Consider the following 24,088-nt stretch of genomic DNA (forward strand, 5'->3'; position numbering starts at 1 on the left):
ACTATATACCATTTTAAAACCATTTTTTCATCTTTACAAGTGAGAAAATCATGTTAAAATAAATTTAGTTTCCTAGGAAACTAAATAATAAGGAGGTTAACATGATGAAAAAATCTAAACTAACTTTTATTTTATATGTTGTCTGTATTAGTGCCTTATTCGGTTCCTTCGCTCAAAATATTTACACACCTATCTTACCGATGATTCAAAATTCTTTTCATACTTCTCTTTATCTTGTAAATGTAACAGTTTCACTTTTTACATTCGTTCTTGCGATTATGCAGCTCATATATGGCCCTTTAATTGATACAAAAGGGAGAAAATCTGTCCTTATTCCTAGTTTAATTATTAGTACGATTGCTTCAATCGGATGTGCTTTTTCGGCAAACATTTATTTATTTCTCTTTTTTAGAGCTGTTCAAGCTATAGGAATAGCGGCTATACCTGTAGTTTCAGCAACGATTATCGGCGATTTATTTGAAGGAAAAGAACGCGGAGAAGCGATGAGCCTATACCAAATGTTACTTGCCCTCGCACCTGCAATGGCTCCTCTCATAGGTGGTTATCTTGGCGGTATAAATGGTCACTTATCTGTATTTCTCTTTTTATCTACACTTGGCATTATCTTATTAATGATAAACATTTCACTACTTCCAGAAACAAAGCCAAATGTAATTAAGCAGTCTAAAGCACAAAAGAATTACTCTCTTATCTTAAAAAATAAAACTGGATTTTCTATTACTCTTATTGGCTTCATTCAATTTTGTATTTACTTTTGCTTTCTCGTTTTTTTACCGAGTATTTTAACAAATTCATTTCATTTAACTGTAAATAAAATTGGTCTTATGTTTGTACCAATGTCTCTTTCTATCATGCTAGGAAGTTTTTGCTACAAGTTTTTGCAAAAACGCCTCACAACAAAGCAAGCTTTATTTATTACGAGTTTCTTCAATATTATATGTGTCGTTTTATTCTCTTTCACATATAGCATCAATATCCCATTCATCATTATCGTTACATCTTTGTACGGTTTTAGTATGGGACTTTCTATGCCAACTCACACTACTTTATTAACAGAAGAATTCGTACAAGAACGTGCAACAGCTATCGGTATATACAACTTCATCCGCTATCTTGGTATGGGTACAGGGCCACTTATAGGTGGATTTCTTTTATTTAACCAAAATTACTTTTGGATTTTCTTCCTAGGCGCAATTATGTTTTTACTTGTAATCTTATATGCAATGAAAATGCTAAGTTTTCATGCTGTACAAAAATTAAAATAGAGCCCCCAAAATGTCGGCTCTATTTTACCCTCTTTGATCCGCAACAATATGAATATCAATATACTTTGTTTGTCTCATAATTTCATTTACAATAGAGCCTTTTCGTATTTCTTCCCACCTTGTTCTTGCAGATTGTCCAAGTAAAATTTGCGTCACTTGTAATCTTCTTGCGACTTCAATAATAACATCCGCTGGTTTTCTCCCTTTCGCCTCTTCTAATACAAAACTCGCATCAAATTGATTGGTTAACGATTTCCACTCTTCAATCGTCTGCTTTTTTCCAGCTGAAATAGAATCTATATTTTCCCTCTCAACGTTTAATACGTACAATTCAGCATTTAACCGATCAGCCATGCGCCATCCCCGTCTTATTAATTTCTCCGCTGTTGAACTGTATTGTACACAAACGAGAATTTTTTCTTTTACGCCAATTGGTTCTATTACTGTTTGGCTAATTTTCTCGTCCATATCATCGGCAACTTCTCGAAGTGATAATTCCCTAAGTGCTCCTAAATTATTAAGTGTAAAGAAGTTTTGTAAGCTTTGCTGAATTTTTTCTTCTTTATATATCTTTCCGTCTATTAGTCTCTTCCTTAATACCTCAGGCGTTGCATCAACGAGCTGAATTTCATTTGCTTTTTGTAAAATAAAATCTGGAATTCGTTCTCTTACTTTTACATTCGTAATTTGAGCTACAATATCATGAACACTTTCTAAATGTTGAATATTAAAAGCTGATAATACCGATATACCAGCCTCTAACAATTCCTGCACATCCATATAACGTTTCTTATGTTTAGAACCAGGAACATTACTATGCGCAAGTTCATCCACTACGACTACTTGCGGCGCGCGTTTTTTTATTCCTTCCACATCAAGCTCATAAAATACCTTTCCTTTATACTGTATTTCTTTCAAAGGAACTTTTTCTAAATTAGCAATTGCTTCTTCCGTCTCTTTTCTTCCATGCGTTTCAATTAAACCAATTACAATATCAATTCCATCTTTTTTCATTTCCCTTGCATCAAAGAGCATTTTATAACTTTTTCCTACGCCTGGAGCTGCTCCTACATATAGCTTTAACTTTCCGCGATTTTGCTGACGAATATATTCTAAATATTCCTCTGGCGTTCGCCTTTGAAACTTCGGTTCATAATCATCTGCATACAAAATAAACACTACCTTTCATTCGAAACAACGCTACCTCAATCCTTTAGATTGAGGTAGCACTGTTGCTATTTTATTAATTTCTGTAACTCTAAATTTAATTTTAAGACGTTCACACGATCTTCTCCAAACAAGCCGAGTGCAGCGCCTTCCGTTTGATCCTTAATCAATTGATTAAGTTTTTCTTTCGGAATATTCGTTAATTTCGAGATGCGATCCACCTGCACCGAGGCCGCCTTTGGACTAATATCAGGATCAAGCCCTGAACCTGAATTTGTCACTAAATCTATCGGTACTTCTGTAACTGGAACAGCTGGATTTTTTTCCTTCCAGTCCGCAATACTTTTCTCTACTCGCTTTGCTAAATCTGGATTAGATGGTGCATAGTTATTTGAACCAGATGCTTCAGCCTTATATTCAATACTAGAAACACGCCCTTGAAAATAACGTGGATCCGTGAAGTTTTGACCAATTAATTTAGAACCAATCACTTCATTTTTATCATTATATATTAGACTTCCATCCGCATTATCCTTCATCACTGCTTGTGCAATACCAGTAACAATAAGTGGGTATACAAGTCCACACAACACTAGAAATGTAAAAGTAATACGGATAATTGGTGATAGTATACTTTGTTTCTTCTCCATCTTTTTCCCCTCTTCCTTATATAAACAAGCCGACAATCATATCAATTACCTTAATTCCAATGAACGGAACGATAACTCCGCCAAGCCCATAAATAAGTAAGTTTCGGCTAAGCAATGCATTAGAACTCATCGGTTTATATGCAATACCTTTCATCGCTAACGGAATGAGTAATGGAATAATAACAGCGTTAAATATTAATGCTGATAAAATCGCTGACAGTGGTGATGTTAATTTCATAATGTTCAATGCCTCCATTTGCGGAATCGCAAGTGTAAACATTGCTGGAATGATTGCAAAATATTTCGCTATATCATTCGCAATACTAAACGTCGTTAAAGCACCTCGCGTCATTAACAATTGCTTACCGATTCCTACAACCTCAATAATTTTCGTTGGATTCGAGTCTAGATCAATCATGTTCGCCGCTTCTTTCGCTGCTGTCGTACCACTGTTCATCGCTAATCCAACGTCCGCCTGTGCTAATGCTGGAGCATCATTTGTACCATCACCTGTCATTGCTACAAGTTTCCCTTTATCTTGCTCTGCTTTAATAACAGCAATTTTATCTTCCGGTTTACACTCGGCAACGAATTCATCTACTCCAGCTTCTTTTGCAATCGTTGCTGCCGTTAACGGATTATCACCTGTACACATAACCGTTTTAATCCCCATTTGGCGTAACTGTTCAAAACGCTCACGCATACCCGGTTTTACTGTATCCTTTAAATAAATTAAACCATAAATACGATTATCTACTGCAACTACAAGTGGTGTTCCACCCTCTTTTGAAATTAAGCCTGCTTTTTGATTTACATCTTTCGGAATTATTCCGCCTTGTGACTCAACCCATTCAATAACGGCACCTACAGCACCTTTTCTCACTTTCGTTCCGTCTTGTAAATCAACACCACTCATTCTCGTTTCTGCTTTAAACGGAACAAACTCACCTTGTTCTGCAAGTTCTCTATTGTATGATATAGATTTTCCCTGCACATACTCGATAACAGATCGACCTTCTGGTGTTTCATCTAAAACAGAACTAATAGCGGCCCACTTTCCAACTTGCTCAATCGTTTCATTTCCTACAGGTAATAATGTATGAGCCATTCGGTTCCCAAAAGTAATCGTACCTGTTTTATCTAAAATAATTGTATTAATATCGCCCGCAGCTTCTACTGCTTTCCCTGACATCGCTAACACGTTAAATTTTGTCACCCGGTCCATCCCAGCAATACCAATCGCTGATAGCAAACCACCAATTGTCGTTGGAATTAAACAAACTAATAATGCAACTAGCACAGCAGTATCAATTTGAAACCCTAAATAATTTGTAAAAATCGGCAACGTCACAACGACGATCAAGAAAATAAGAGTTAAGCTCGTTAATACTGTATTTAAAGCAATCTCATTCGGCGTTTTTTGACGAGCAGCTCCTTCTACTAAAGAAATCATTTTGTCTATAAATGATTCACCAGGATTACTCGTAATGACAATTGTAATTTCATCACTTACGACCATCGTTCCACCTGTTACGGAACAAAAATCACCGCCTGCTTCTTTTATAACAGGAGCTGATTCCCCTGTAATTGCAGATTCATCTACAGATGCTAATCCTTTGATTACTTCGCCATCATTCGGAATCATTTCTCCTTGTTTTACGATAACAACGTCACCTTTTGTAAGATCAGTTGCTGAAACTTGGACAATGTCTCCATTTTCTTTTACAACATTTGCAAACACATCTTTCTTCGACTGCTTTAAAGAATCGGCTTGCGCTTTACCACGACCTTCTGCTAATGCTTCTGCAAAATTCGCAAATAAAACTGTAAATAATAGAATGAGAGAAACTGTTATATTAAACCAACCTGGTATACTACTAGAACTACTTGGAAGAAAAGATAAAATGAACGTAATGATAAATCCAATTTCCACAACGAACATAATCGGATTCTTTATCATGACTTTCGGATTCAATTTCGCAATGGATTGCTTCATCGCATGTGTTACGATATCACGATCCATCGTTTTCGCTTGTCTAACTTCATCTTCTACAGCATGTATTTGTGACTCATTTAATTGTTTTTCTTTTACTACTACCGGTCTCATCATTTACCCTCCATTACTTCAATGTAAGAAATTCTGCAATTGGTCCGAGTACTAACATCGGGAAGAATGTTAATGCACCAACAATTACAATTGTTCCGATGAAGATGCCACCAAATAAACTATTATCTGTACGGAACGTTCCGACTGTTTCTGGCACTACCGTTTTTTCTTTCAACGAAGCTGCCACAGCTAGCATCGTAATTAAACTGAAGTAACGTCCTAAAAACATAACTAAACCAGTCGTAATATTCCAAAACGGTGTATTATCTCCTAATCCTTCAAATCCAGATCCGTTATTCGCAGCTGACGATGTATACTCATATACAACTTGCGTTAAACCGTGGAAACCGGAATGAGAAATAGCATCCGTCCCTAAATTTGTTGAAAGAGCTAATGCCGAAAAGCCTAAAATGAGCAATGGATGAAATAAAATCGTGACCGCGATTAATTTCATTTCCTTACCTTCAATCTTTTTACCTAAAAACTCTGGTGTCCGTCCAACCATTAACCCAGATATAAACACCGCGATAATTGCATACATAATAATGTTCACAAAGCCTGCTCCAACGCCGCCATATACTGTATTTAACATCATATTTACGAGTGGTACTAAACCACCAATTGGTGTTAACGTATCATGCATCGTATTAACAGCACCTGTTTCCGCAGCAGTCGTTACTGTCGCATAAAGGGAAGAAAATACTGTTCCGAACCTCACTTCTTTTCCTTCTGCACTTCCTTGTACATGCTGGATACCCATTTCATTTAATACTGGATTTCCATGTAATTCAGATGTCGTAATTGTGATAAATCCTAGTAAAAACATCATGAATAGTGATACGAAAAGGATACGACCTTGCTTTTTATTTCCTACCATTCGTCCGTACGTAAACGGAAGTGCAGTTGGTAATAACATCATAAGCATCATTTGCAAAATATTACTCATTTGCCCTGGATTTTCAAAAGGATGCGTAGAGTTTGCTCCGAAAAATCCACCACCGTTATTTCCAAGTTCCTTAATGGACACGAATGATGCAACTGGTCCGCGTAATATACTTTGCTTTGCACCTTCAATCGTATGTGCTGTAACAGCCCCATCTAACGTTTGCGGTACACCAAGAGCGACAAAGATTAACGCCGTAATAAAAGCGATAGGAAGAAATACTCTCGTTAACGCTCTCGTAAAATCAACGAAAAAGTTACCGAGTTCTTTTCCAGCGAGCCCTCTTATAAATGCCATAACGAGCGCTAATGTTGTTGCTGGTGCTGCGAACATTAAAAATGTAATCCTGATTAATTGTGATAAATAAGATAAGCCATTTTCACCGCTATAATGCTGTAAGTTTGTATCAGCCATAAAACTAATTGCTGTATTAAAAGCGAGCGTAGGCTCCATTCCTTCAATATGCGCTGGATTTAGCGGCAATACACCTTGTAATCTGAAAATGAAATATACAATAACAATCATAAATCCGTTGAGTAAAACTAATGATAATGCGTACTGTTTCCACGTTTGATTGTATTCTTTTACACCCGTAATTTTAAAAATAATTTTTTCAAAAGGCCCGAATACTTTATCTAGCTTTTTGCTACCTTGAAAAGCTTTTTCTAAATAAATCCCCGTTGGCTTTGCTACTAAAATAAACAAGAGCATTGTAATAATGACTGCAACCCAAATCATAATGAATGATTCCCCCTAATTAAAACTTCTCTGGATTTAATAATGCATACACTAAATACACTGTAATTGCTGCGACAATAACCGATAAGACAATCATCATGATTGCTTTCCTTCTTTCACAACTTTATCTGACCAACTTGCAAGACTTGCCATTGATGCAACTAATAAAATAAAAATCCCGACCATTACAACATCTAACATAGCTATCCCTCGCTTTGTTTTTGTTAAAATTTACCATTTAAATGTTAAAAAAGAACACTGAGCTCTACTCAGTGTTCAAAAAATGAACAACAAAAAGTAAACCTCCTCTCTAAACGCTTACGAGGTTAGCTGTCGGATTCGGGCCTAAAGAGTAGCCCTACTTTCAAAACTGAAAGATTCACCCCAAGTGACGATGCACAAAATTGGTTCCCCCGCTCCATTTCTGGAACTCAGCGATTTTAGGTTTTTTTGGAAATTTTATGAATGATTTATGAGAGTAAATATACTCCTCTATATTTCACTTGTAAAGGGGTAAATTACTGAAAATAATAATATTTACATCCATTTAAACGCTTACATTAAAGGTTATTACTATTATTTCATCTATTTTCTTTATTTCTCTTCTCTTTTCTTAAAAATGACCTTTTAAATATGAAATAAAAAGAGCGAATGAGATGAAGTGCATAGCTTGTTGCACTCAGCATTCGCTCTTTTTATTCAACCTTTATTCTCCTCGTAAAAATGCACGTAAATTTCTCCCGCGAATATAAACTTGTGTCAATTCTGCATGTAGCTGCTCATACTCGGTAATATCCACCTCTAAATACAAAGCATCTTTTGATGGTAATATAATATACGGCCCTGGAAAAAGGGGATCGATCTGAACCAATTCTTGAACTCGCTCTACCGATACTGCCCAACGATTTGCTATATCTCCAAGTAATAGTACCTTCATCATTTCTTCCCCCGCCCTATTCAAAAAATAAAAAAGAAATATTATCACAATTTGTAAACACGACAAACTTAGCTCCAATTGTTTCATAGAGCCTCGCTGGATATCGTTTATTCCTTGTAACAATAGTAATAGGTGCTTGAAAAGAAAAGCGAATGTGTTCTGTGAAAAAACTAACGATTGAAAGCTCATCCCCTAGTAAAATCACCTTCTTAATACACTCACAAATACTAGTAAAGTCCTGCTCCTTACTGCAGCTATAAGTCCAATCAAACCCACAATTCCTAACTTCAGCCGCTATCTCTTCATTTGCTGTAAAAATAATTAACTCATGTTGAAATGATACTAGATCTCTTAAACTATCTACCTTACTTTCTTCTCCAACACAAATAAGTGTTAGTTCCATGTACCTCATCCTCCTTAGTATAAAAGAAATCAAACATAGATTGATATTCTCCTATACTAATCAGATCGATGAAGTGATGTATCCATCATGGCACCGTCCTCTCTCAAGACGCTTACGAAGTTAGCTGTCGGATTCGGACTTTGAGAGTAGCCCTACTTTCAAACTTGAAAGATTCACCCCTAGTGCCTACGCACAAATTGGTTCCTCCGCTCCATATAATTGGACTCAGCGTTTACAAAAAAATGTATTCTGGCTGATATATTACTCCTGTATTTTGAAAAAGTAAACAGAAAAAAAGCCAGTTATAAAACTGGCTTTTCACTTACCTATGCACGCATTCTATTCACTTTATATGCAAAATGATTCGTCGGCCCATGGCCACTACCAATATTCAATGGCTCTTCAATTGCTATACTAATAAATCGTTTTGCTTCTTGAACAGCATCTTCAATCGAGTATCCTTTCGCAAGTCCTGCTGTAACCGCTGAAGCAAATGTACACCCACTTCCATGCGTTTGCTTTGAAGGAATTCGCTCGCTTCTAAACTCAATAAATTTTTCTCCATCAAAGAGGAAATCAATTACTTCATTCCCTTGATATTCTGCATGTCCGCCCTTCATAAGCACATATTTAGCACCTAATTCATACAATACTTTTGCAGCTTCCTTACTATCTTCAACATTATGAATCTCCATCCCAGTTAACACTTCTGCTTCTGGGACATTCGGTGTTATAACAGTTGCTACTGGTAATAAATATTCTTTTAATGCTTGAACTGCTTCTTGCTGTAATAATGATGCACCGCCTTTTGCAATCATAACGGGATCTAGCACAATATTATTCCAGCCAAACTTTTTAATTTGTTCTGCAACAATTTGAATTATTTCACTACTAAATAACATTCCTAGCTTCACTGCATCTGGTGTTAAATCCGTACCAATTGAATTCAACTGTTCTGTAATACCTTCTAACGGAACAGGATATACCCCTTGAACGCCAAGCGTGTTTTGAGCAGTAATCGCCGTAATAGCCGTCATTCCGTATACACCAAGCTCTTGGAATGTTTTTAAATCTGCCTGAATTCCAGCACCGCCGCCGCTATCAGACCCTGCAATTGTTAAAGCTTTATTCACTTTCATCCCACTCATCCTTTTCTATCCAAAATAGCGATGATAAATCGTTTTTGCTTCGCTTATATCTTTCGTTCCATGTACGAGCACACGGCCATCTTTAAAGGCGACTAACCTCTTGTCTTCAATAGAAAATGATAGTAAATATGGATTTATATTTAAATCATTCACACGACCTTCCAACAACTCTTTATATTGTTCAAAATTTATTTCATCTTTATGAGGTGGTCTAATTTGAACTGTATTTCGCCCGCATAAAACTGCTGTTTTTGATGTGTTCTCTTTATTTAAATACGGATATAATGCATTCTCTCCGCATGAAGGACAATTATGCTGGCGAAGCTTTTGCACATTCATACATGAATACTCATTCTTCCACATATCAAACGATACAAGCCCATCTCGAAGTGATTCGTAATCTTCTACTAACAGTTTAAGAGCTTCTGTTACTTGATGAGAAACGACAAGAGATACAGCAGGTGATATAATACCCGCTGTATCACATGTTGCCCCGCCAAGCGGAATCGACTGTAATAAACATGATAAACATGGTGTTTTACTAGGAAGGATTGTGTAAGAAAGACCGTAACTACCTACACATGCACCGTAAATCCATGGAATAGAATATTTTTGTGCTATATCATTTACAATAAAGCGTGTTTCAAAATTATCAGTCGCATCAATAATTACATCAACATTTATAACAAGTTCTTCTAGCTCTTCAGCTGTTACATCTTGAACGAGAGCTTCTATTGTTACATCGCTATTAATCTCATCTAAACGTTTTTTAGCCGCTATAGCTTTTGGAAGATTATTCTTTACGTCGCTCTCTGCATACAATTGTTGTCTTTGTAAATTACTCCAATCTACATAATCACGGTCAACAATTGTTATCTTGCCAACACCTGCTCTTACAAACATCTCTGCATTTGCACTACCTAATGCACCTGCACCGATAATAAGCACATGCTTTTCTCTTATCTTTTGCTGTCCTTCTTCTCCAATTGGAGAAAATAGTTCTTGGCGAGAATATCGATTATTCAACTACGCTCATTCCTTCTAAAGGACTACTTGCAGTTGCACAACGCTTACGTGCAATACGACCTGCTTCAAATCCTAAACGGCCTGCTTCAATACTTAATTTCATTGCTTGTGCCATTTTAATAGGATCTTTTGCACCTGATACAGCTGTATTTAATAACACGCCATCTGCTCCTAATTCCATTGCAAATGCCGCATCAGCTGGGCTACCAATACCGGCATCAACGATAACTGGTACTGTCGCTTGTTCAATAATGAAGCTCAAATTTAATGGATTTACAATACCAAGTCCTGATCCGATTGGAGATGCTCCTGGCATAATCGCATGCACGCCAAGCTCTTGTAATTTACGTGCTAATACAACATCATCAGATGTATACGGAAGTACGATAAATCCTTCTTCCAGTAACATTTCAGATGCCTTTAACGTTTCTACCGGATCAGGTAATAACGTTCTATCATCACCAATAACTTCTACCTTTATCATGTCACAAAGCCCAGAGGCTTTTGCTAATTTTGCAATACGAACAGCCTCTTCAGCGTTTTTTGCCCCTGCTGTATTTGGTAATAACGTATATTTTTTCACATCAAGTTTCTCTAATAAATTAGGTTGCTTTGCATCAAAGATATCCATACGACGTACTGCAAACGTTAAAATTTCAGCTTCAGAAACGTCAATTGCCTTTTGCTGTACGTCAAAATCAGGGAATTTACCTGTTCCTAATAAAAGTCTAGAATGAAATGAAAATGGTCCAATGTTTAACATAATCAACCGCCTCCTACGAAAGTTACAATCTCAATTTGGTCTCCATCAAAAACAGATGTATCTGTATGATCATCTTTTTGTAAAATATCTTTATTACGCTCTACTACAACAATTCTGTTATCTAACTTTAAATGTGTAAGTAGCTCAGCTACTGTTTTTACACTCGCTGGCACTTCAATTTGGTTACCATTAATTTTTAAATTCAAACTTCCATCCCCTTTCTAAACGCTTCTAGAAAGCAATGAATCTAGCAAATGATTCTCTTGCTTTCCTTCTATTAAATCAGCCATATATTGACCAGAAATAGGACTTAATAAAATACCGTTTCGATAATGGCCCGTGCAAGCATATAAACCTTTTATTTCTTCATGCTCTCCCATATAAGGAGCTTCATGATTCGATTGTGGTCGTAATCCTGCCCACGTGCTTTCCCATTCTGCTTCTTTTAAAGCTGGCAATATTGTATAAGCACGCTCTAATATAGAAGTTATACTTTCTGGCTGCACAGTTTTATTGAACGTATGTGGCTTCATTGTTGCCCCAATTACGTAACGTCCACCGCGCTTTGGAGTAATGTAAAATCTTTCTTGAAAAATAGGTGCTTTTAAAAGTTTTTTTCTACTTCTTACCGCAACCACTTCTCCTTTAACTGGATATGTACCCCAATCACGGTGAAAATAACCTAGTAACTTCGTGCTCCATGAACCTCCTGCAATAACGACTTTCTCACATGTGACAATACCTTCACTTGTAATAACTCCAGTCACTTTATTATTTTCAATACGGATATCAAATACTTCTGTCTGTTCATATATATCAGCACCGGAAATTGCCGCAGAATGTGCGAATGCTTTCGTAAGCTCTGGTGCAATAACATGACCGTCTTTCGGATAATATACTGCTCCTATAATAGATTCGGATAGATATGGCTCTTTTTCCCGCACATGGTCTCCCGTTAGAAAATAAGAATCTTCACCTGTTTTCTGCTGCCAATCCATAATGTGAAGTATTCTTTCCTTCTCATCTTCATTTTGAGCAATACGATAAATTCCTTTTTCTTCATATCCAATATCAATACCCGTCTTTTCACGTAAAACTGCTGCAAGTTGTGGAAATATAGCTCGGCTTTCTCTAGCAAGTTCAAATAGCGGATCATACGCATCCCATTCTGCCTGAACACCAAGTAAACCAGCAGCTGCTTTGGAAGCTTCCGATGCAATACTTTGCTTCTCCACAATCGCTACTTTATGTCCTCTTTCTGCTAGAAAATGTGCAACTGAACTGCCAATTACACCACCACCAATAATCGCTACATCATACTTCTCACACATGTTTTTCCGCCCACTTTCTTATTGATTCCTTATAAGATTTCGCTTTGCTATACGGGTTACTACTACTTACAATTCCAGACATAACTGCTATACCACTTACACCGTTAGTAAGAACATCCACTGTGTTTTGTGGGGTAATTCCTCCAATTGCTGTAATCGGTATAGATAAACACCTTGCAATGTCTGAAATTTCTTCAAGCCCTCTCGCTGGCACACCTTTTTTACAATCTGTCGGAAATACATGGCCATAAACGAGTGAATCCGCTCCATTTTTAAAAGCTACTATTGCTTCATCTAGCGAATGCACAGAATAACCGACATGCAAATACGAAAACTTTTCTTTCACTGACTTTACATCTGTACTTCGATATCCTAGTTGAACACGAGGAATATTTAATAAAATTGCAATATCAATTCGATCGTTTATGACAATTTTAGAAGCCGGAAAGCCCTCCATTAATAGACTTTCCACACCTTCATATAATTCCTTCGTACTCTTCTCACGCTCACGAATATGCAAATAATCAATCTCACTCTCAATTTGCATCGCTACATTCACTAACTCTTCGAATGGCATATGGCCATTTGAGATTACGTGGAGCTCATTTTTCATATTCATTCGCCTACTTTAAAATATTTTCGAATAGTTCATCGGCTGGGACGGTTTCTTTCGTCATTCCTTTGTCCTTCAGCCACTTATTTTGTTTCTCCCAAGATTCTTTTGAATCTGATAAAAATGGCTCATCTTTCGTTTCCATCTTCTCTAATAAAATTTTCATACTTTCCTTTTCAACTTCTGGCACAAGTGGGAAGTTTTCTTTTTCTTGATGATTTAATAAAATATTCAATGCTTCATCTGGGTTTTTCTTCATGAAATCATAGCCTTTTTTCGTACCGCGTAAGAAAGCTTGCAACGCTTCTTTATCTTTTTTCAACGTTTTATCACCTGTTACAAACACAAGCTCATGATAGTTTGGTACTCCGTAATCAGCTGGATTAAAGTACGCTGGTTCATGGCCTTCATGACGCATAACAGGTACTTCATGGTTAATGTATGCCCCTGTTACCGCATCTACTTTCTTCGTAATTAATGCTGGTACTAAATCAAAGCCAACATCAACTACTTTCACTGTATCAGGATTACCACCAGCTTCTTTTACCATCGTTTTTAAATACATCTCACTTAAAGGTATTCCAGAGTATCCTACTGTTTTTCCTTCTAAATCTTTCGGTGATTGAATGCCCGCTGATTTCAGTGATACAACATGATTTAATGGTGAACGTACGACAGCTCCAATTGATTTCACTGGAATTTGCTCATTCGCTCTCGCCATAACAACATCTGGCTGATAATACAAGCCAACTGTTACCTTCCCTGCTGCTGCCAGCGTTAATGGATCAGTCGGATTAGAAGGGAATTTAATATTTACCTTTACACCTTCTTCTTTAAAGTATCCTTTTTCAATTGCTGCATAGATAAAGCTATGTACCGCATTTGGATACCAATCTAACATGACTGTTATTTCTTTCTCTTTTTTACTTTTGTCTGATGCTGAATTACTCGAACATCCTGCAATTATTGCAATTAATAATGTAAACACAAAGATGCGCTTTAAAAATTTCATGAATACTTCCTCCAACTAATGAATTTCTTTTCTAATATGGAAATAATTACGACGAAGAAAATAGCTAATAATGATAACAATACAATAGGTGCAAATACGCCAGCTCCATCTAACTGCGTCATCATTCTCTTACTGAAATATCCAAGCCCAGCTTGTGCACCGAGCCATTCTCCAATTGCTGCTCCGATAACACTAAGCGGAACTGCAATTTTTAAAGCTGAGAAAAAATAAGGAAGAGCAGACGGCAACTTTAATTTAAGAAAAATATCTCTTTTTGTTGCTCCATATGTAACTAAGAGCTCCTCCCATTCTTTTTTCGTACTACGCAGTCCATCATACGTATTGACCGCAATTGGGAAACACGTAATTAAAACTGTGACAACAACCTTACTCCAAATTGTGTATCCAAACCATAAAACAAATAGCGGAGCAAGCGCAGTAATCGGAATCGTTTGTGAAGCAACTAATAATGGATAAAATGCTCTCTCCATCCATGTACTCGCATTCATTAACATCGCTAGCCCAACACCTAATACGATAGAGATAACAACACCTATTAAAACGACGTATAACGTTGCAGGTAAATGAACTGTAAATAATATGTCTTTTAGTTTCCATATCTTCATTACAATCGCAGAAGGTGACGGTAAAATGTACATCTCATCTACAATTCTTGCTCCTATTTCCCACACAGCTAGTAAAATACTAGAAAGTGTAATAGCAGGAACTAATTCTTTCAATCGGTTCATCACACAAGTACCTGCCTTTGTAACATACTAAGAAGCTCATCTTTCAGCGCTAATACTTCCGGTTTATATAAATCTTTTCGTGTTCTGTTATGATCAAGCGGTACAGTCCGCTCAGTCAAAGTCGTTATCGGCTGCTGTTCCACTACTAAAACTCGGTTTGAAAGAAATAACGCTTCTTCAACATCATGAGTAATGAATAAAATTGTTTTTTCCCACTCTTGCCATTGTTCAAACAACCATTCTTGCAAAGAGGTCTTCGTTAAAGCATCCAACGCACTAAATGGTTCATCTAACAGCAATATTTCCCCGCCTGTTAATAAAGTTCGAATAAAAGATACACGTTGTCTCATACCACCAGATAAATCTTTCGGATATTTTTTCTCATACCCTTGCAAACCAAATTTATGTAACAGTTCCTTTGCCTTTACTTGTGCTTCTTTCTTCTGTACACCTTGGCACTCTAGCGGCAGGGCAGCATTCTCAATAATTGTTCTCCACGGCAAAAGCATATCTTTTTGCGGCATATATCCTACAGGATGGTGCTTTGTTTCTGTCAGTTCTATCTGTCCAGTACTTACCTTTTCTAGACCTGTAATAAGGCGAAATAAAGTACTTTTCCCACATCCACTCGGTCCGATAATACTGACAAACTCTTTCTCATGTATAGAAGCATTTAATTCATGGATGATTGGTTTCTCATCGTAATGAAAAGAAACATTATGAAACTGTAGTATGTTCTTGCTCCTCAAATCCCCACATCTCCTTACGATAGGACATATCCCAGAATAAATATTCAAATCGACTGGAATATAAGAAAATCTCCTCTAATCTTTCTAGTTCTGTCTCAGACTTTCCCACTGCCATTTCATTTAATAAATCTATTAACCAAATACACAGATTACCGTATTCTTCCGAACTATATCCTTGAATCCACTCACCAAAAAACTCATGATCTCTTGCTCCAGGAATATCATTTAAACGCTTTCCAATTTCCCAATAGCTCCACATACATGGAAGAAGCGCTGCTATTAATTCCGCAAGTGTGCCATTTTGAGATACAGACATCATGTAATTTGTATAAGCTAAATTTTTAGCAGATGGTTTCGCAGACTCTATCTCCTCTATAGAAATTCCAAGTCTTTTTGCATATTGTTTATGGATTGTCATTTCGCCATTTAATATTCCATCAATTTGTTCAGCGAACTTTCCCATTACTTGTGGATTCGTTGCTTTTACAACACCAATCGCATATAACTTTGCATAATCTAGCAGATATAAATAATCTTGAATAATATAATACTGGAATTTATCTTTTTCTAACGTGCCATCTCCCATACCTACTACAAACGGATGATTATGACTCATCTCCCAAACCGGTTGCACAGTTTCTAATAATCTATCGCAAAATTTCATTTCTCTATCCCCTTTCAATATATGTATCTAAATAAAAAACCACTTCTATATATAAGAAGTGGTTACAGCAAATAAAGTTATACATTTATTCGATGTTCCACTTCCCTTCGCTAGTATTACCTAGATCAGGTGTTGTAAGGGTTAAGGATTATTCCTCTCTCAGCAAATCAAGCACCCCTAGTGGTTTCAATATGAAATTTTCAAATAAAAAAGCCCCGTTTCTATACGCAAAGAAACGGGGACTCATTGTTAGTGTCCGAATTGCTTCCCTACGCTAGCATAATCTAGATCAGGTAATAAAAAGGATCAAAGGCTTACGGCCTACTCTCAGCTGGCAACACCAGCTCTCCTAGCAAACTATAAAATTATCACTGTCAGTATAACACCCTAATAAGACATCATCAACTTTTTTAATTTTCTTAATTATTAACAGAATATCAAATTTATACAATACATACATTCTATTTTAGAAAATAAAACCCCAATTAATTGCATAAGAAGGAATCATTATCCTCAAAAAATTTATTTTTATATTGATTTCATATTACATTTATGTGAATACACCCACTATATTATATCTTTATACTATAATAAAATTACAACTATACAACTAGAGGAGGTCTCTATTCCATGAATATGAAAGCTACTGCTTTAACAGCAACTACTGTAGCGATTGCTTCTTTACTTCCTTCTATGGGTGAAACAAATGTACAAAAAGCAAACGCTGAACAATTATCTAATATTAAAACTGGGTATGTCAAAGTCGATCAAGTAGCATTACATACAGAAGATAACGTAAAAAGCACATCAATTGATACAATTCGCTTTAATACAAAAGTGAACATCCTTGAAACAACTAATGAGTGGTATAAAGTATCTGTTCATAATAAAGTAGGTTATGTACAAAAAGATGCTATTTTACTAAAAAACAAACTTCATTCTAATGATCAATACATCGTTAATGCTAATGCATTAAACGTTCGCTCTGAACCTAATTTAGAATCTTCCATTTTAGATGTATTACCAAATGGCAAGTTTATTACCGTTCAAGAAGATCAAGGCGAATGGTATAAAATATCGCATAATGGCCAAACAGGTTACGTACAAAAAGCATTCATCTCTAATGGTTCACAACCCTTAGTAAAAGGAATCACCGTTCAAAATAATACAAAATATACTGTTGCAACACCTAATCTAAATGTACGTAGCAACGCTAGTACAAGTAGCGCTCTACTCGGTTCATTACAAAACGGTACACAAGTACAAGTAGTAGAAACTGTAGGAACTTGGTATAAAATTCGTTTTGGCACAGGATACGGATATGTAGCAAAACACTATGTAGTACAAAATCAACCACAAGCTAAAACTGATCAACCTTCATCAATTCCAGCTGCTTTCAAATTCCCTGCTCAAGGAAGAATTAGCTCAACCTTTGATATACGCTGGGAACAAATGCATTATGGTATAGATATTGCCGCTCCAGGAAACGTCTCTATCCAAGCTGCTGCTGCAGGTAAAGTTGTGAAATCTTATTATTCAGCTAGCTATGGCAATGTTGTTTTCATTGCGCATCAAATCAATGGGAAATTATATACAACTGTTTATGCTCATATGAAGGATCGCACTGTACAAGCTGGTGATCAAGTACAAACTGGACAATTAATAGGTCATATGGGAAACACAGGTCATTCATACGGGCAGCATCTTCATTTTGAATTACATAATGGAGAATGGAATTTTGAAAAAACAAATGCAGTAAATCCACTGCCATATTTAGTTAGGTAAATTGTATGCCACGCAATATACCTCTTATAATTGAATACGTAGCCTTTTTAGGTTTAATCTGTTGTTTAATCATTTACAATACAAACATTGTATTTTTATCTATTATTATTGCTTTTGTTGCATTAGAAATTATGATGGAATCATTTCAAGTGCAACTAAAACAAAAAATTGCCCATATTTATAATGCTATTTTTCTTTTGAGTGCTCTCATAACAAATATAATTAGTAATGGCTTTTATTTATCTACTGTATTTCCAGTATTCTTTATGGCTGTTTTATTATTTGTAGCTAGATATATTAATGTCCCTTATAACCAAAAACAAAAACAAGAACAAGAAGCTTAGAAAGAGGAGACACTGTGTACCAATCTTTCAAAGATACTCCAATAAAATACATATTGAATTTGTATAAGAAAGCCAATACTTTTTTTGATATACAAGGAAGTTATACTGAACAACTTCTCCTATATGGAATGTTTTTTCTTGTCTTAATCACTTTCTCTTTGTTTTACTAACAAAAAAGGATCTCACATAAACTGGAGATCCTTTTTAATTTATATTAATTTTTCATATCGAAAATATTGTTTATCCACAAGCATATTTTTCATAAATAAAGCTCAGATTATATTTTTTCTCTAAGCTCATTCGTTGTTCGTCATCGCACCAATAGAAAAGAATATCATGAATCGTTGCGTAACGCTTATTTTTAAGAAATAGCCTAAAGAATGATGGTAAACAATCATGTAATTGTATAAATATATAATTGCGTAGTGTTTCTTCTTTATATTCAATGCCCTTACAAATATACAGTAATTCTTCACAATAATATGCATGCTGTGGAACTTGTATCATTTCGAAAAATGGCACATAAGATAGTAGCTTTCCAATAAAATGACCGTATCGATCCATTACTCCTATCGTCATATGCTCCATCATTTCTTTCATCACATATAAATAATCATCTACATGCGTTGTCTTTAATGGGTCTAAACGATCGGAAATTTGAGATAATACAGCTCTTTGACATGCTAAAACTGCCTGACTAGGTCCATAATATGATAGGAAATCTGTACACTTACGATATTTCCGTAATAAATCATGTGTATACAAATCATATACAAAAGTATTACAATACATTGCTAAACTCATCATATCACTATTTAATTGCTCTTTTGATAATGATTTCGCTCTCTTGCACATATAAAAGAATGTAAATTCCAATACTTCTTTATGAGATAATAAATGTTTACAATCGGTTATACACTTCTCATTAAATTTAACTCTATCCCAAATTTCAATATCCCTATCTGTCAATTCACCTATACGATATTTAATAATTAAATAATTTAAAGCAACTGATTGCGTCAAAAGATCCCATGTTTCATATTCCAATGAAGTATGAACAAACTCAGCTAATCCTTGCGCTATCATAAAATCATTTGCCTCTTCATACCAACCAATCTCTTGGCATAAGCGAAGAATACGCACTAAAGTTGGAATTTCATCTTTATGAAACTGCGGTAATTTCTTTGCTTTATTCATGCCATATACGATAAATGCCGCTAAATTTTCTTCTTTATAAAATTCTTTCTCTTTCCATACTAATATAGTTCGTTCTTTCCCCTCACCTTTTGGGTGACAAGGTACAAGCAAAGAAAATAATTCAGCGAAATTATTTGGTTCTATATATGTATCTGTAACCAAATTCCAATTTGGATCGCCCTGTACAGCCTTCATATAATTCCCCTTCCCTTTTCATCTATGTAGGAAATATTAATTTATTATCGCACCACTAAAAATTAATATTGTTATATTCAAAATCTATCATAATACTTATATCTATCAGTATATCATCTTTTCTCTTATTAAAAATTAAGAATAACAAATTTTAAAAAAATGTCGAAATTATTAACCGTATCCTTATTATATAATGTCTCAGATACATCACGCTAACATATTAGTTTAATCCATATATGCTAGAATAATGTATCTGAAATTTATATATAATTTAGCTCTTTATGAGTGACCATTAAACTCTCGGTTAATTAAAGTTTCAATTTACTCTGTACGCTCTGAGATTTCACTCAAGGCAAATCCAGCTTGATCATCTGCTGATTCCCTTATAGCTAAATCTCCTAGTGCTAACATGCCAATAAGTTGACCACTATCAACTACTGGTAATCGTCTAATTTGATGCTGTGCCATTAGCTCTGTAGCTTTTTCAATAGAATCATTTGGAGAAACTGAGATAATATTTGTTGTCATTACATTTGTAATTTTATTAGATCCAGGATGTTTTTCAGCAATCCCTCGAACGACTAAATCACGATCAGTAACAAGCCCAACAACTTGCTCATTTTCAACAACAGGAATTAATCCAACTGATTCTTCCTTCATTTTAACAGCTGCCTCATATACATTGTCTAGCGGTGTACAATGTACAATATGGGTACTCATTAAGTCTCTAACTCGTGTCATTATTTATTTCCTCCTTTTTATACATACCATAGCTTTTCCAAAATTCCTTTATTTATTTCTGGAAAGTAACGTAATAAAAAGGATTAACAAAATAAAAAAGAGCCAGCATAATGCTGACTCTTTTTTGTATGACCCGTACGGGATTCGAACCCGTGTTACCGCCGTGAAAGGGCGGTGTCTTAACCACTTGACCAACGGGCCATGGCTCCGCAGGTAGGACTCGAACCTACGACCGATCGGTTAACAGCCGATAGCTCTACCACTGAGCTACTGCGGAATAATATATGGTGGGCCTAAATGGACTCGAACCATCGACCTCACGCTTATCAGGCGTGCGCTCTAACCAGCTGAGCTATAGGCCCATATACTTTACAGGGGCAGTAGGAATCGAACCCACACTGGAGGTTTTGGAGACCTCAGTTCTACCTTTAAACTATGCCCCTAAATGATGCCGGCTAGAGGACTTGAACCCCCAACCTACTGATTACAAGTCAGTTGCTCTACCAATTGAGCTAAGCCGGCATAAAAAAAATGGTGGCTCGGGACGGAATCGAACCGCCGACACGAGGATTTTCAGTCCTCTGCTCTACCGACTGAGCTACCGAGCCAACATAAATGGCGGTCCCGACCGGGGTCGAACCGGCGATCTCCTGCGTGACAGGCAGGCATGTTAACCACTACACCACGGGACCATTTGGTTGCGGGGACAGGATTTGAACCTGCGACCTTCGGGTTATGAGCCCGACGAGCTACCGTGCTGCTCCACCCCGCGACAATATAAAGTTTTAAAAAATGGAGGAGGTAGAGGGATTCGAACCCCCGCGCGACTCTCGCCGCCTGTCGGTTTTCAAGACCGATCCCTTCAGCCGAACTTGGGTATACCTCCATGAAGGAAAAAATAAATATTTTATTATTATATGTCTAAACCATTAGAGAAAAAATGGAGGAGGTAGAGGGATTCGAACCCCCGCGCGATTCTCACCGCCTGTCGGTTTTCAAGACCGATCCCTTCAGCCGAACTTGGGTATACCTCCGAGACATATATTAAATAAAGTGGAGCCTAGCGGGATCGAACCGCTGACCTCCTGCGTGCAAGGCAGGCGCTCTCCCAGCTGAGCTAAGGCCCCATGTTTTTTGGGAATATCGGGAAGACAGGATTTGAACCTGCGACCCCCTGGTCCCAAACCAGGTGCTCTACCAAGCTGAGCCACTTCCCGTTAATAAAAGCGCGCCCGAGAGGAGTCGAACCCCTAACCTCTTGATCCGTAGTCAAACGCTCTATCCAATTGAGCTACGGGCGCATATGGTGCCGAGGGCGGGGGTCGAACCCGCACGGTGGTCACCCACCGCAGGATTTTAATTCCTGTGCGTCTGCCTGTTCCGCCACCCCGGCATGTCATATTGAAAATTGGAGCGGAAGACGGGATTCGAACCCGCGACCCCAACCTTGGCAAGGTTGTATTCTACCACTGAACTACTTCCGCAAGACATGTATGAGTTATTTTATTAAAAGTGCGGGTGAAGGGAGTCGAACCCCCACGCCAAAGGCGCTAGATCCTAAGTCTAGTGCGTCTGCCAATTCCGCCACACCCGCATATTTCATTAAAATGGTGAGCCATGAAGGACTCGAACCTTCGACCCTCTGATTAAAAGTCAGATGCTCTACCAACTGAGCTAATGGCTCTTAATGGCTGGGCTAGCTGGATTCGAACCAGCGCATGACGGAGTCAAAGTCCGTTGCCTTACCGCTTGGCTATAGCCCATTAATTAAGAATGGTGGAGGGGGGCAGATTCGAACTGCCGAACCCGAAGGAGCGGATTTACAGTCCGCCGCGTTTAGCCACTTCGCTACCCCTCCGACATATATGGTGGAGGATGACGGGATCGAACCGCCGACCCCCTGCTTGTAAGGCAGGTGCTCTCCCAGCTGAGCTAATCCTCCATTTTGCCTGGCAACGTCCTACTCTCACAGGGACAAGGTCCCAACTACCATCGGCGCTAGAGAGCTTAACTTCCGTGTTCGGTATGGGAACGGGTGTGACCTCTCTGCCATCATTACCAGACTGTATTCATTTAAGACAAGAATCATTTTAACTTATTTAAATTTTAAAGTCAACAAGTTTTTTATATTCTCTCAAAACTAGATAACATTGCTACATATTATATGGTTAAGTCCTCGATCTATTAGTATTCGTCAGCTCCACATGTCACCATGCTTCCACCTCGAACCTATCAACCTGATCATCTTTCAGGGATCTTACTAGCTTACGCTATGGGAAATCTCATCTTGAGGGGGGCTTCATGCTTAGATGCTTTCAGCACTTATCCCTTCCGCACATAGCTACCCAGCTATGCCCTTGGCAGAACAACTGGTACACCAGCGGTGCGTCCATCCCGGTCCTCTCGTACTAAGGACAGCTCCTCTCAAATTTCCTACGCCCACGACGGATAGGGACCGAACTGTCTCACGACGTTCTGAACCCAGCTCGCGTACCGCTTTAATGGGCGAACAGCCCAACCCTTGGGACCGACTACAGCCCCAGGATGCGATGAGCCGACATCGAGGTGCCAAACCTCCCCGTCGATGTGGACTCTTGGGGGAGATAAGCCTGTTATCCCCGGGGTAGCTTTTATCCGTTGAGCGATGGCCCTTCCATGCGGAACCACCGGATCACTAAGCCCGACTTTCGTCCCTGCTCGACTTGTAGGTCTCGCAGTCAAGCTCCCTTATGCCTTTGCACTCTACGAATGATTTCCAACCATTCTGAGGGAACCTTTGGGCGCCTCCGTTACACTTTAGGAGGCGACCGCCCCAGTCAAACTGCCCACCTGACACTGTCTCCCGGGTCGATAAGACCCGTAGGTTAGAATTTCAATACAGTCAGGGCGGTATCCCACCAGCGCCTCCACCGAAGCTAGCGCTCCGGTTTCAATGGCTCCCGCCTATCCTGTACAAACTGTACCAAAATTCAATATCAGGCTACAGTAAAGCTCCACGGGGTCTTTCCGTCCTGTCGCGGGTAACCTGCATCTTCACAGGTACTATAATTTCACCGAGTCTCTGGTTGAGACAGTGCCCAAATCGTTACACCTTTCGTGCGGGTCGGAACTTACCCGACAAGGAATTTCGCTACCTTAGGACCGTTATAGTTACGGCCGCCGTTTACTGGGGCTTCAGTTCAGAGCTTCGCTTACGCTAACCCCTCTCCTTAACCTTCCAGCACCGGGCAGGTGTCACCCCCTATACTTCGCCTTACGGCTTCGCAGAGAGCTGTGTTTTTGCTAAACAGTCGCTTGGGCCTATTCACTGCGGCTTTCCGTTAAGAAAGCACCCCTTCTCCCGAAGTTACGGGGTCATTTTGCCGAGTTCCTTAACCAGAGTTCTCTCGCACACCTTAGGATTCTCTCCTCGCCTACCTGTGTCGGTTTGCGGTACAGGCACCTTTTATCTCGCTAGAAGCTTTTCTTGGCAGCGGGGAATCAAAGACTTCGCTCCATAAGGAGCTTCCCCATCACAGCTCAGCATACGCGATAAGCGGA

General features: G+C 37.9%; 23 protein-coding genes, 20 tRNA genes, 2 rRNA genes and 4 riboswitches (1 of these 49 running past the window's edge). Of the genes, 3 read left to right on the forward strand and 42 right to left on the reverse strand.

All coding sequences use genetic code 11. The annotated features are described in order from the left end of the window. Positions 1 to 104: 104 nt before the first annotated feature. On the forward strand, positions 105 to 1,286 hold the full coding sequence (locus QCI79_RS09165) for an MFS transporter (RefSeq protein WP_000748716.1): 1,182 nt from the start codon (positions 105 to 107) through the stop codon (positions 1,284 to 1,286). 24 nt (positions 1,287 to 1,310) lie between these two features. Here the strand turns inward: QCI79_RS09165 and kdpDN are convergent, their stop codons facing one another. The 18 genes from kdpDN to tenA all read right to left on the reverse strand — a co-directional run bounded on the left by kdpDN (position 1,311) and on the right by tenA (position 16,286). Further along, on the reverse strand, positions 1,311 to 2,465 hold the full coding sequence (kdpDN, locus tag QCI79_RS09170; RefSeq protein WP_003283246.1) for a KdpD-like non-kinase potassium sensor: 1,155 nt from the start codon (positions 2,463 to 2,465) through the stop codon (positions 1,311 to 1,313). A 56-nt stretch (positions 2,466 to 2,521) separates the two neighbouring features. Next, positions 2,522 to 3,103: a K(+)-transporting ATPase subunit C gene (gene kdpC / locus QCI79_RS09175; protein WP_000412595.1), complete on the reverse strand. Its 582-nt coding sequence runs from the start codon at positions 3,101 to 3,103 to the stop codon at positions 2,522 to 2,524. Between the two features lie 16 nt (positions 3,104 to 3,119). Beyond that, positions 3,120 to 5,210, reverse strand: a complete 2,091-nt coding sequence (kdpB, locus tag QCI79_RS09180) for a potassium-transporting ATPase subunit KdpB (RefSeq protein WP_001247993.1) — start codon at positions 5,208 to 5,210, stop codon at positions 3,120 to 3,122. Between the two features lie 13 nt (positions 5,211 to 5,223). Further along, complete coding sequence (kdpA, locus tag QCI79_RS09185; protein WP_021727559.1) at positions 5,224 to 6,891, reverse strand: potassium-transporting ATPase subunit KdpA; 1,668 nt, start codon at positions 6,889 to 6,891, stop codon at positions 5,224 to 5,226. 19 nt (positions 6,892 to 6,910) lie between these two features. Next, positions 6,911 to 6,991, reverse strand: a complete 81-nt coding sequence (gene kdpF / locus QCI79_RS09190; protein WP_000973728.1) for a K(+)-transporting ATPase subunit F — start codon at positions 6,989 to 6,991, stop codon at positions 6,911 to 6,913. After that, positions 6,988 to 7,092, reverse strand: a complete 105-nt coding sequence (locus tag QCI79_RS09195; protein ID WP_000887894.1) for a SipW-dependent-type signal peptide-containing protein — start codon at positions 7,090 to 7,092, stop codon at positions 6,988 to 6,990. Before QCI79_RS09195 ends, kdpF begins: the two co-directional genes overlap by 4 nt. A gap of 100 nt (positions 7,093 to 7,192) precedes the next feature. Continuing rightward, positions 7,193 to 7,338, reverse strand: a riboswitch (cyclic di-AMP (ydaO/yuaA leader). Between the two features lie 259 nt (positions 7,339 to 7,597). Then, positions 7,598 to 7,831, reverse strand: coding sequence for a hypothetical protein (locus QCI79_RS09200; protein WP_001985933.1), 234 nt, complete (start codon positions 7,829 to 7,831; stop codon positions 7,598 to 7,600). 13 nt (positions 7,832 to 7,844) lie between these two features. After that, on the reverse strand, positions 7,845 to 8,231 hold the full coding sequence (locus QCI79_RS09205) for a hypothetical protein (protein WP_000424069.1): 387 nt from the start codon (positions 8,229 to 8,231) through the stop codon (positions 7,845 to 7,847). Between the two features lie 93 nt (positions 8,232 to 8,324). Further along, positions 8,325 to 8,472, reverse strand: a riboswitch (cyclic di-AMP (ydaO/yuaA leader). A gap of 85 nt (positions 8,473 to 8,557) precedes the next feature. Further along, positions 8,558 to 9,370, reverse strand: coding sequence for a bifunctional hydroxymethylpyrimidine kinase/phosphomethylpyrimidine kinase (gene thiD, locus QCI79_RS09210; protein WP_000867381.1), 813 nt, complete (start codon positions 9,368 to 9,370; stop codon positions 8,558 to 8,560). Between the two features lie 15 nt (positions 9,371 to 9,385). After that, positions 9,386 to 10,405 carry a thiazole biosynthesis adenylyltransferase ThiF gene (gene thiF, locus QCI79_RS09215; protein WP_001065413.1) on the reverse strand — a complete coding sequence of 340 codons (1,020 nt, stop codon included), beginning with the start codon at positions 10,403 to 10,405 and terminating at the stop codon, positions 9,386 to 9,388. Next, positions 10,398 to 11,168 (reverse strand): thiazole synthase, encoded by a 771-nt coding sequence (gene thiG, locus QCI79_RS09220; RefSeq protein WP_000931981.1) that lies wholly within the window; start codon positions 11,166 to 11,168, stop codon positions 10,398 to 10,400. The genes thiF and thiG overlap by 8 nt, the downstream gene beginning before the upstream one ends. Positions 11,169 to 11,170: 2 nt before the next feature. Next, positions 11,171 to 11,374, reverse strand: a complete 204-nt coding sequence (gene thiS / locus QCI79_RS09225; protein ID WP_021727560.1) for a sulfur carrier protein ThiS — start codon at positions 11,372 to 11,374, stop codon at positions 11,171 to 11,173. A 15-nt stretch (positions 11,375 to 11,389) separates the two neighbouring features. Beyond that, the gene (gene thiO, locus QCI79_RS09230) at positions 11,390 to 12,499 is read right to left on the reverse strand and encodes a glycine oxidase ThiO (protein ID WP_000333308.1); all 1,110 of its coding nucleotides are present in this window, start codon (positions 12,497 to 12,499) and stop codon (positions 11,390 to 11,392) included. Beyond that, the gene (gene tenI, locus QCI79_RS09235) at positions 12,492 to 13,112 is read right to left on the reverse strand and encodes a thiazole tautomerase TenI (RefSeq protein ID WP_000787171.1); all 621 of its coding nucleotides are present in this window, start codon (positions 13,110 to 13,112) and stop codon (positions 12,492 to 12,494) included. Before tenI ends, thiO begins: the two co-directional genes overlap by 8 nt. Positions 13,113 to 13,122: 10 nt before the next feature. After that, positions 13,123 to 14,124, reverse strand: coding sequence for an ABC transporter substrate-binding protein (locus QCI79_RS09240; RefSeq protein WP_021727561.1), 1,002 nt, complete (start codon positions 14,122 to 14,124; stop codon positions 13,123 to 13,125). Continuing rightward, positions 14,121 to 14,873 (reverse strand): ABC transporter permease, encoded by a 753-nt coding sequence (locus QCI79_RS09245; protein ID WP_001080854.1) that lies wholly within the window; start codon positions 14,871 to 14,873, stop codon positions 14,121 to 14,123. The genes QCI79_RS09240 and QCI79_RS09245 overlap by 4 nt, the downstream gene beginning before the upstream one ends. Next, entirely contained in the window at positions 14,873 to 15,622 is a 750-nt protein-coding gene (locus QCI79_RS09250; protein ID WP_001256793.1) for an ABC transporter ATP-binding protein, read from the reverse strand. The genes QCI79_RS09245 and QCI79_RS09250 overlap by 1 nt, the downstream gene beginning before the upstream one ends. Further along, positions 15,591 to 16,286, reverse strand: a complete 696-nt coding sequence (gene tenA / locus QCI79_RS09255) for a thiaminase II (protein WP_000666828.1) — start codon at positions 16,284 to 16,286, stop codon at positions 15,591 to 15,593. The genes QCI79_RS09250 and tenA overlap by 32 nt, the downstream gene beginning before the upstream one ends. Before the next feature lie 85 nt (positions 16,287 to 16,371). Beyond that, a riboswitch (TPP riboswitch) is annotated at positions 16,372 to 16,475 on the reverse strand. Positions 16,476 to 16,535: 60 nt separating this feature from the next. Further along, positions 16,536 to 16,647, reverse strand: a riboswitch (TPP riboswitch). A 269-nt stretch (positions 16,648 to 16,916) separates the two neighbouring features. Between tenA and QCI79_RS09260 the strand changes: the two genes are divergently transcribed. Both QCI79_RS09260 and QCI79_RS09265 read left to right on the forward strand, forming a co-directional pair. Next, a complete protein-coding gene (locus QCI79_RS09260; protein ID WP_001056031.1) occupies positions 16,917 to 18,071 on the forward strand; it encodes an SH3 domain-containing protein in 1,155 nt (384 codons plus the stop codon). Between the two features lie 5 nt (positions 18,072 to 18,076). Beyond that, the gene (locus QCI79_RS09265; RefSeq protein WP_001137824.1) at positions 18,077 to 18,415 is read left to right on the forward strand and encodes a hypothetical protein; all 339 of its coding nucleotides are present in this window, start codon (positions 18,077 to 18,079) and stop codon (positions 18,413 to 18,415) included. 240 nt (positions 18,416 to 18,655) lie between these two features. Here the strand turns inward: QCI79_RS09265 and QCI79_RS09270 are convergent, their stop codons facing one another. The 24 genes from QCI79_RS09270 to QCI79_RS09385 all read right to left on the reverse strand — a co-directional run. Beyond that, positions 18,656 to 19,807 carry a DUF3965 domain-containing protein gene (locus tag QCI79_RS09270; protein WP_000648912.1) on the reverse strand — a complete coding sequence of 384 codons (1,152 nt, stop codon included), beginning with the start codon at positions 19,805 to 19,807 and terminating at the stop codon, positions 18,656 to 18,658. 321 nt (positions 19,808 to 20,128) lie between these two features. After that, on the reverse strand, positions 20,129 to 20,548 hold the full coding sequence (locus QCI79_RS09275; RefSeq protein WP_000199011.1) for a CBS domain-containing protein: 420 nt from the start codon (positions 20,546 to 20,548) through the stop codon (positions 20,129 to 20,131). Positions 20,549 to 20,677: 129 nt separating this feature from the next. Continuing rightward, positions 20,678 to 20,749 (reverse strand) — tRNA-Glu (locus QCI79_RS09280). A gap of 1 nt (position 20,750) precedes the next feature. Further along, positions 20,751 to 20,825: transfer RNA gene (locus tag QCI79_RS09285), tRNA-Asn, on the reverse strand. A gap of 8 nt (positions 20,826 to 20,833) precedes the next feature. Then, positions 20,834 to 20,910 (reverse strand) — tRNA-Ile (locus QCI79_RS09290). 10 nt (positions 20,911 to 20,920) lie between these two features. Further along, positions 20,921 to 20,991 (reverse strand) — tRNA-Trp (locus QCI79_RS09295). Positions 20,992 to 20,997: 6 nt separating this feature from the next. Next, a tRNA-Thr gene (locus QCI79_RS09300) sits at positions 20,998 to 21,070 on the reverse strand. A 10-nt stretch (positions 21,071 to 21,080) separates the two neighbouring features. After that, positions 21,081 to 21,156: transfer RNA gene (locus QCI79_RS09305), tRNA-Phe, on the reverse strand. 8 nt (positions 21,157 to 21,164) lie between these two features. Next, positions 21,165 to 21,240, reverse strand: a tRNA-Asp gene (locus tag QCI79_RS09310). Between the two features lie 3 nt (positions 21,241 to 21,243). Next, positions 21,244 to 21,320 (reverse strand) — tRNA-Met (locus QCI79_RS09315). A gap of 21 nt (positions 21,321 to 21,341) precedes the next feature. Beyond that, positions 21,342 to 21,434, reverse strand: a tRNA-Ser gene (locus QCI79_RS09320). 55 nt (positions 21,435 to 21,489) lie between these two features. Beyond that, a tRNA-Ser gene (locus QCI79_RS09325) sits at positions 21,490 to 21,582 on the reverse strand. Positions 21,583 to 21,602: 20 nt separating this feature from the next. Beyond that, a tRNA-Ala gene (locus tag QCI79_RS09330) sits at positions 21,603 to 21,675 on the reverse strand. A gap of 16 nt (positions 21,676 to 21,691) precedes the next feature. After that, a tRNA-Pro gene (locus QCI79_RS09335) sits at positions 21,692 to 21,765 on the reverse strand. Between the two features lie 10 nt (positions 21,766 to 21,775). Beyond that, a tRNA-Arg gene (locus QCI79_RS09340) sits at positions 21,776 to 21,849 on the reverse strand. A 3-nt stretch (positions 21,850 to 21,852) separates the two neighbouring features. Next, a tRNA-Leu gene (locus QCI79_RS09345) sits at positions 21,853 to 21,941 on the reverse strand. 16 nt (positions 21,942 to 21,957) lie between these two features. After that, a tRNA-Gly gene (locus QCI79_RS09350) sits at positions 21,958 to 22,032 on the reverse strand. A gap of 29 nt (positions 22,033 to 22,061) precedes the next feature. Beyond that, positions 22,062 to 22,142: transfer RNA gene (locus QCI79_RS09355), tRNA-Leu, on the reverse strand. 14 nt (positions 22,143 to 22,156) lie between these two features. Continuing rightward, positions 22,157 to 22,232: transfer RNA gene (locus QCI79_RS09360), tRNA-Lys, on the reverse strand. A 4-nt stretch (positions 22,233 to 22,236) separates the two neighbouring features. Further along, positions 22,237 to 22,311: transfer RNA gene (locus tag QCI79_RS09365), tRNA-Gln, on the reverse strand. Between the two features lie 11 nt (positions 22,312 to 22,322). Then, a tRNA-Tyr gene (locus QCI79_RS09370) sits at positions 22,323 to 22,406 on the reverse strand. Positions 22,407 to 22,414: 8 nt separating this feature from the next. After that, a tRNA-Val gene (locus QCI79_RS09375) sits at positions 22,415 to 22,490 on the reverse strand. A gap of 5 nt (positions 22,491 to 22,495) precedes the next feature. Beyond that, a 5S ribosomal RNA gene (gene rrf / locus QCI79_RS09380) occupies positions 22,496 to 22,611 on the reverse strand. 101 nt (positions 22,612 to 22,712) lie between these two features. After that, positions 22,713 to 24,088: ribosomal RNA gene (locus QCI79_RS09385) — 23S ribosomal RNA — on the reverse strand; it runs 1,546 nt beyond the window's last position.

It is taken from the genome of Bacillus cereus group sp. MG1 (assembly GCF_040460035.1).
In the GTDB taxonomy this organism is placed as follows: Bacteria; Bacillota; Bacilli; order Bacillales; family Bacillaceae_G; genus Bacillus_A; species Bacillus_A cereus.

Coding starts and splice junctions, on each gene's coding strand:
- QCI79_RS09165 (WP_000748716.1), top strand. CDS start 105: ATGAAAAAATCTAAACTAACTTTTATTTTATATGTTGTCTGTATTAGT.
- kdpC (WP_000412595.1), bottom strand. CDS start 3,103: ATGGAGAAGAAACAAAGTATACTATCACCAATTATCCGTATTACTTTT.
- kdpB (WP_001247993.1), bottom strand. CDS start 5,210: ATGAGACCGGTAGTAGTAAAAGAAAAACAATTAAATGAGTCACAAATA.
- kdpA (WP_021727559.1), bottom strand. CDS start 6,891: ATGATTTGGGTTGCAGTCATTATTACAATGCTCTTGTTTATTTTAGTA.
- kdpF (WP_000973728.1), bottom strand. CDS start 6,991: ATGATGATTGTCTTATCGGTTATTGTCGCAGCAATTACAGTGTATTTA.
- QCI79_RS09195 (WP_000887894.1), bottom strand. CDS start 7,092: ATGTTAGATGTTGTAATGGTCGGGATTTTTATTTTATTAGTTGCATCA.
- QCI79_RS09200 (WP_001985933.1), bottom strand. CDS start 7,831: ATGATGAAGGTACTATTACTTGGAGATATAGCAAATCGTTGGGCAGTA.
- QCI79_RS09205 (WP_000424069.1), bottom strand. CDS start 8,231: ATGGAACTAACACTTATTTGTGTTGGAGAAGAAAGTAAGGTAGATAGT.
- thiD (WP_000867381.1), bottom strand. CDS start 9,370: ATGAAAGTGAATAAAGCTTTAACAATTGCAGGGTCTGATAGCGGCGGC.
- thiG (WP_000931981.1), bottom strand. CDS start 11,168: ATGTTAAACATTGGACCATTTTCATTTCATTCTAGACTTTTATTAGGA.
- thiO (WP_000333308.1), bottom strand. CDS start 12,499: ATGTGTGAGAAGTATGATGTAGCGATTATTGGTGGTGGTGTAATTGGC.
- tenI (WP_000787171.1), bottom strand. CDS start 13,112: ATGAAAAATGAGCTCCACGTAATCTCAAATGGCCATATGCCATTCGAA.
- QCI79_RS09240 (WP_021727561.1), bottom strand. CDS start 14,124: ATGAAATTTTTAAAGCGCATCTTTGTGTTTACATTATTAATTGCAATA.
- QCI79_RS09245 (WP_001080854.1), bottom strand. CDS start 14,873: ATGAACCGATTGAAAGAATTAGTTCCTGCTATTACACTTTCTAGTATT.
- tenA (WP_000666828.1), bottom strand. CDS start 16,286: ATGAAATTTTGCGATAGATTATTAGAAACTGTGCAACCGGTTTGGGAG.
- QCI79_RS09260 (WP_001056031.1), top strand. CDS start 16,917: ATGAATATGAAAGCTACTGCTTTAACAGCAACTACTGTAGCGATTGCT.
- QCI79_RS09265 (WP_001137824.1), top strand. CDS start 18,077: ATGCCACGCAATATACCTCTTATAATTGAATACGTAGCCTTTTTAGGT.
- QCI79_RS09270 (WP_000648912.1), bottom strand. CDS start 19,807: ATGAAGGCTGTACAGGGCGATCCAAATTGGAATTTGGTTACAGATACA.
- QCI79_RS09275 (WP_000199011.1), bottom strand. CDS start 20,548: ATGACACGAGTTAGAGACTTAATGAGTACCCATATTGTACATTGTACA.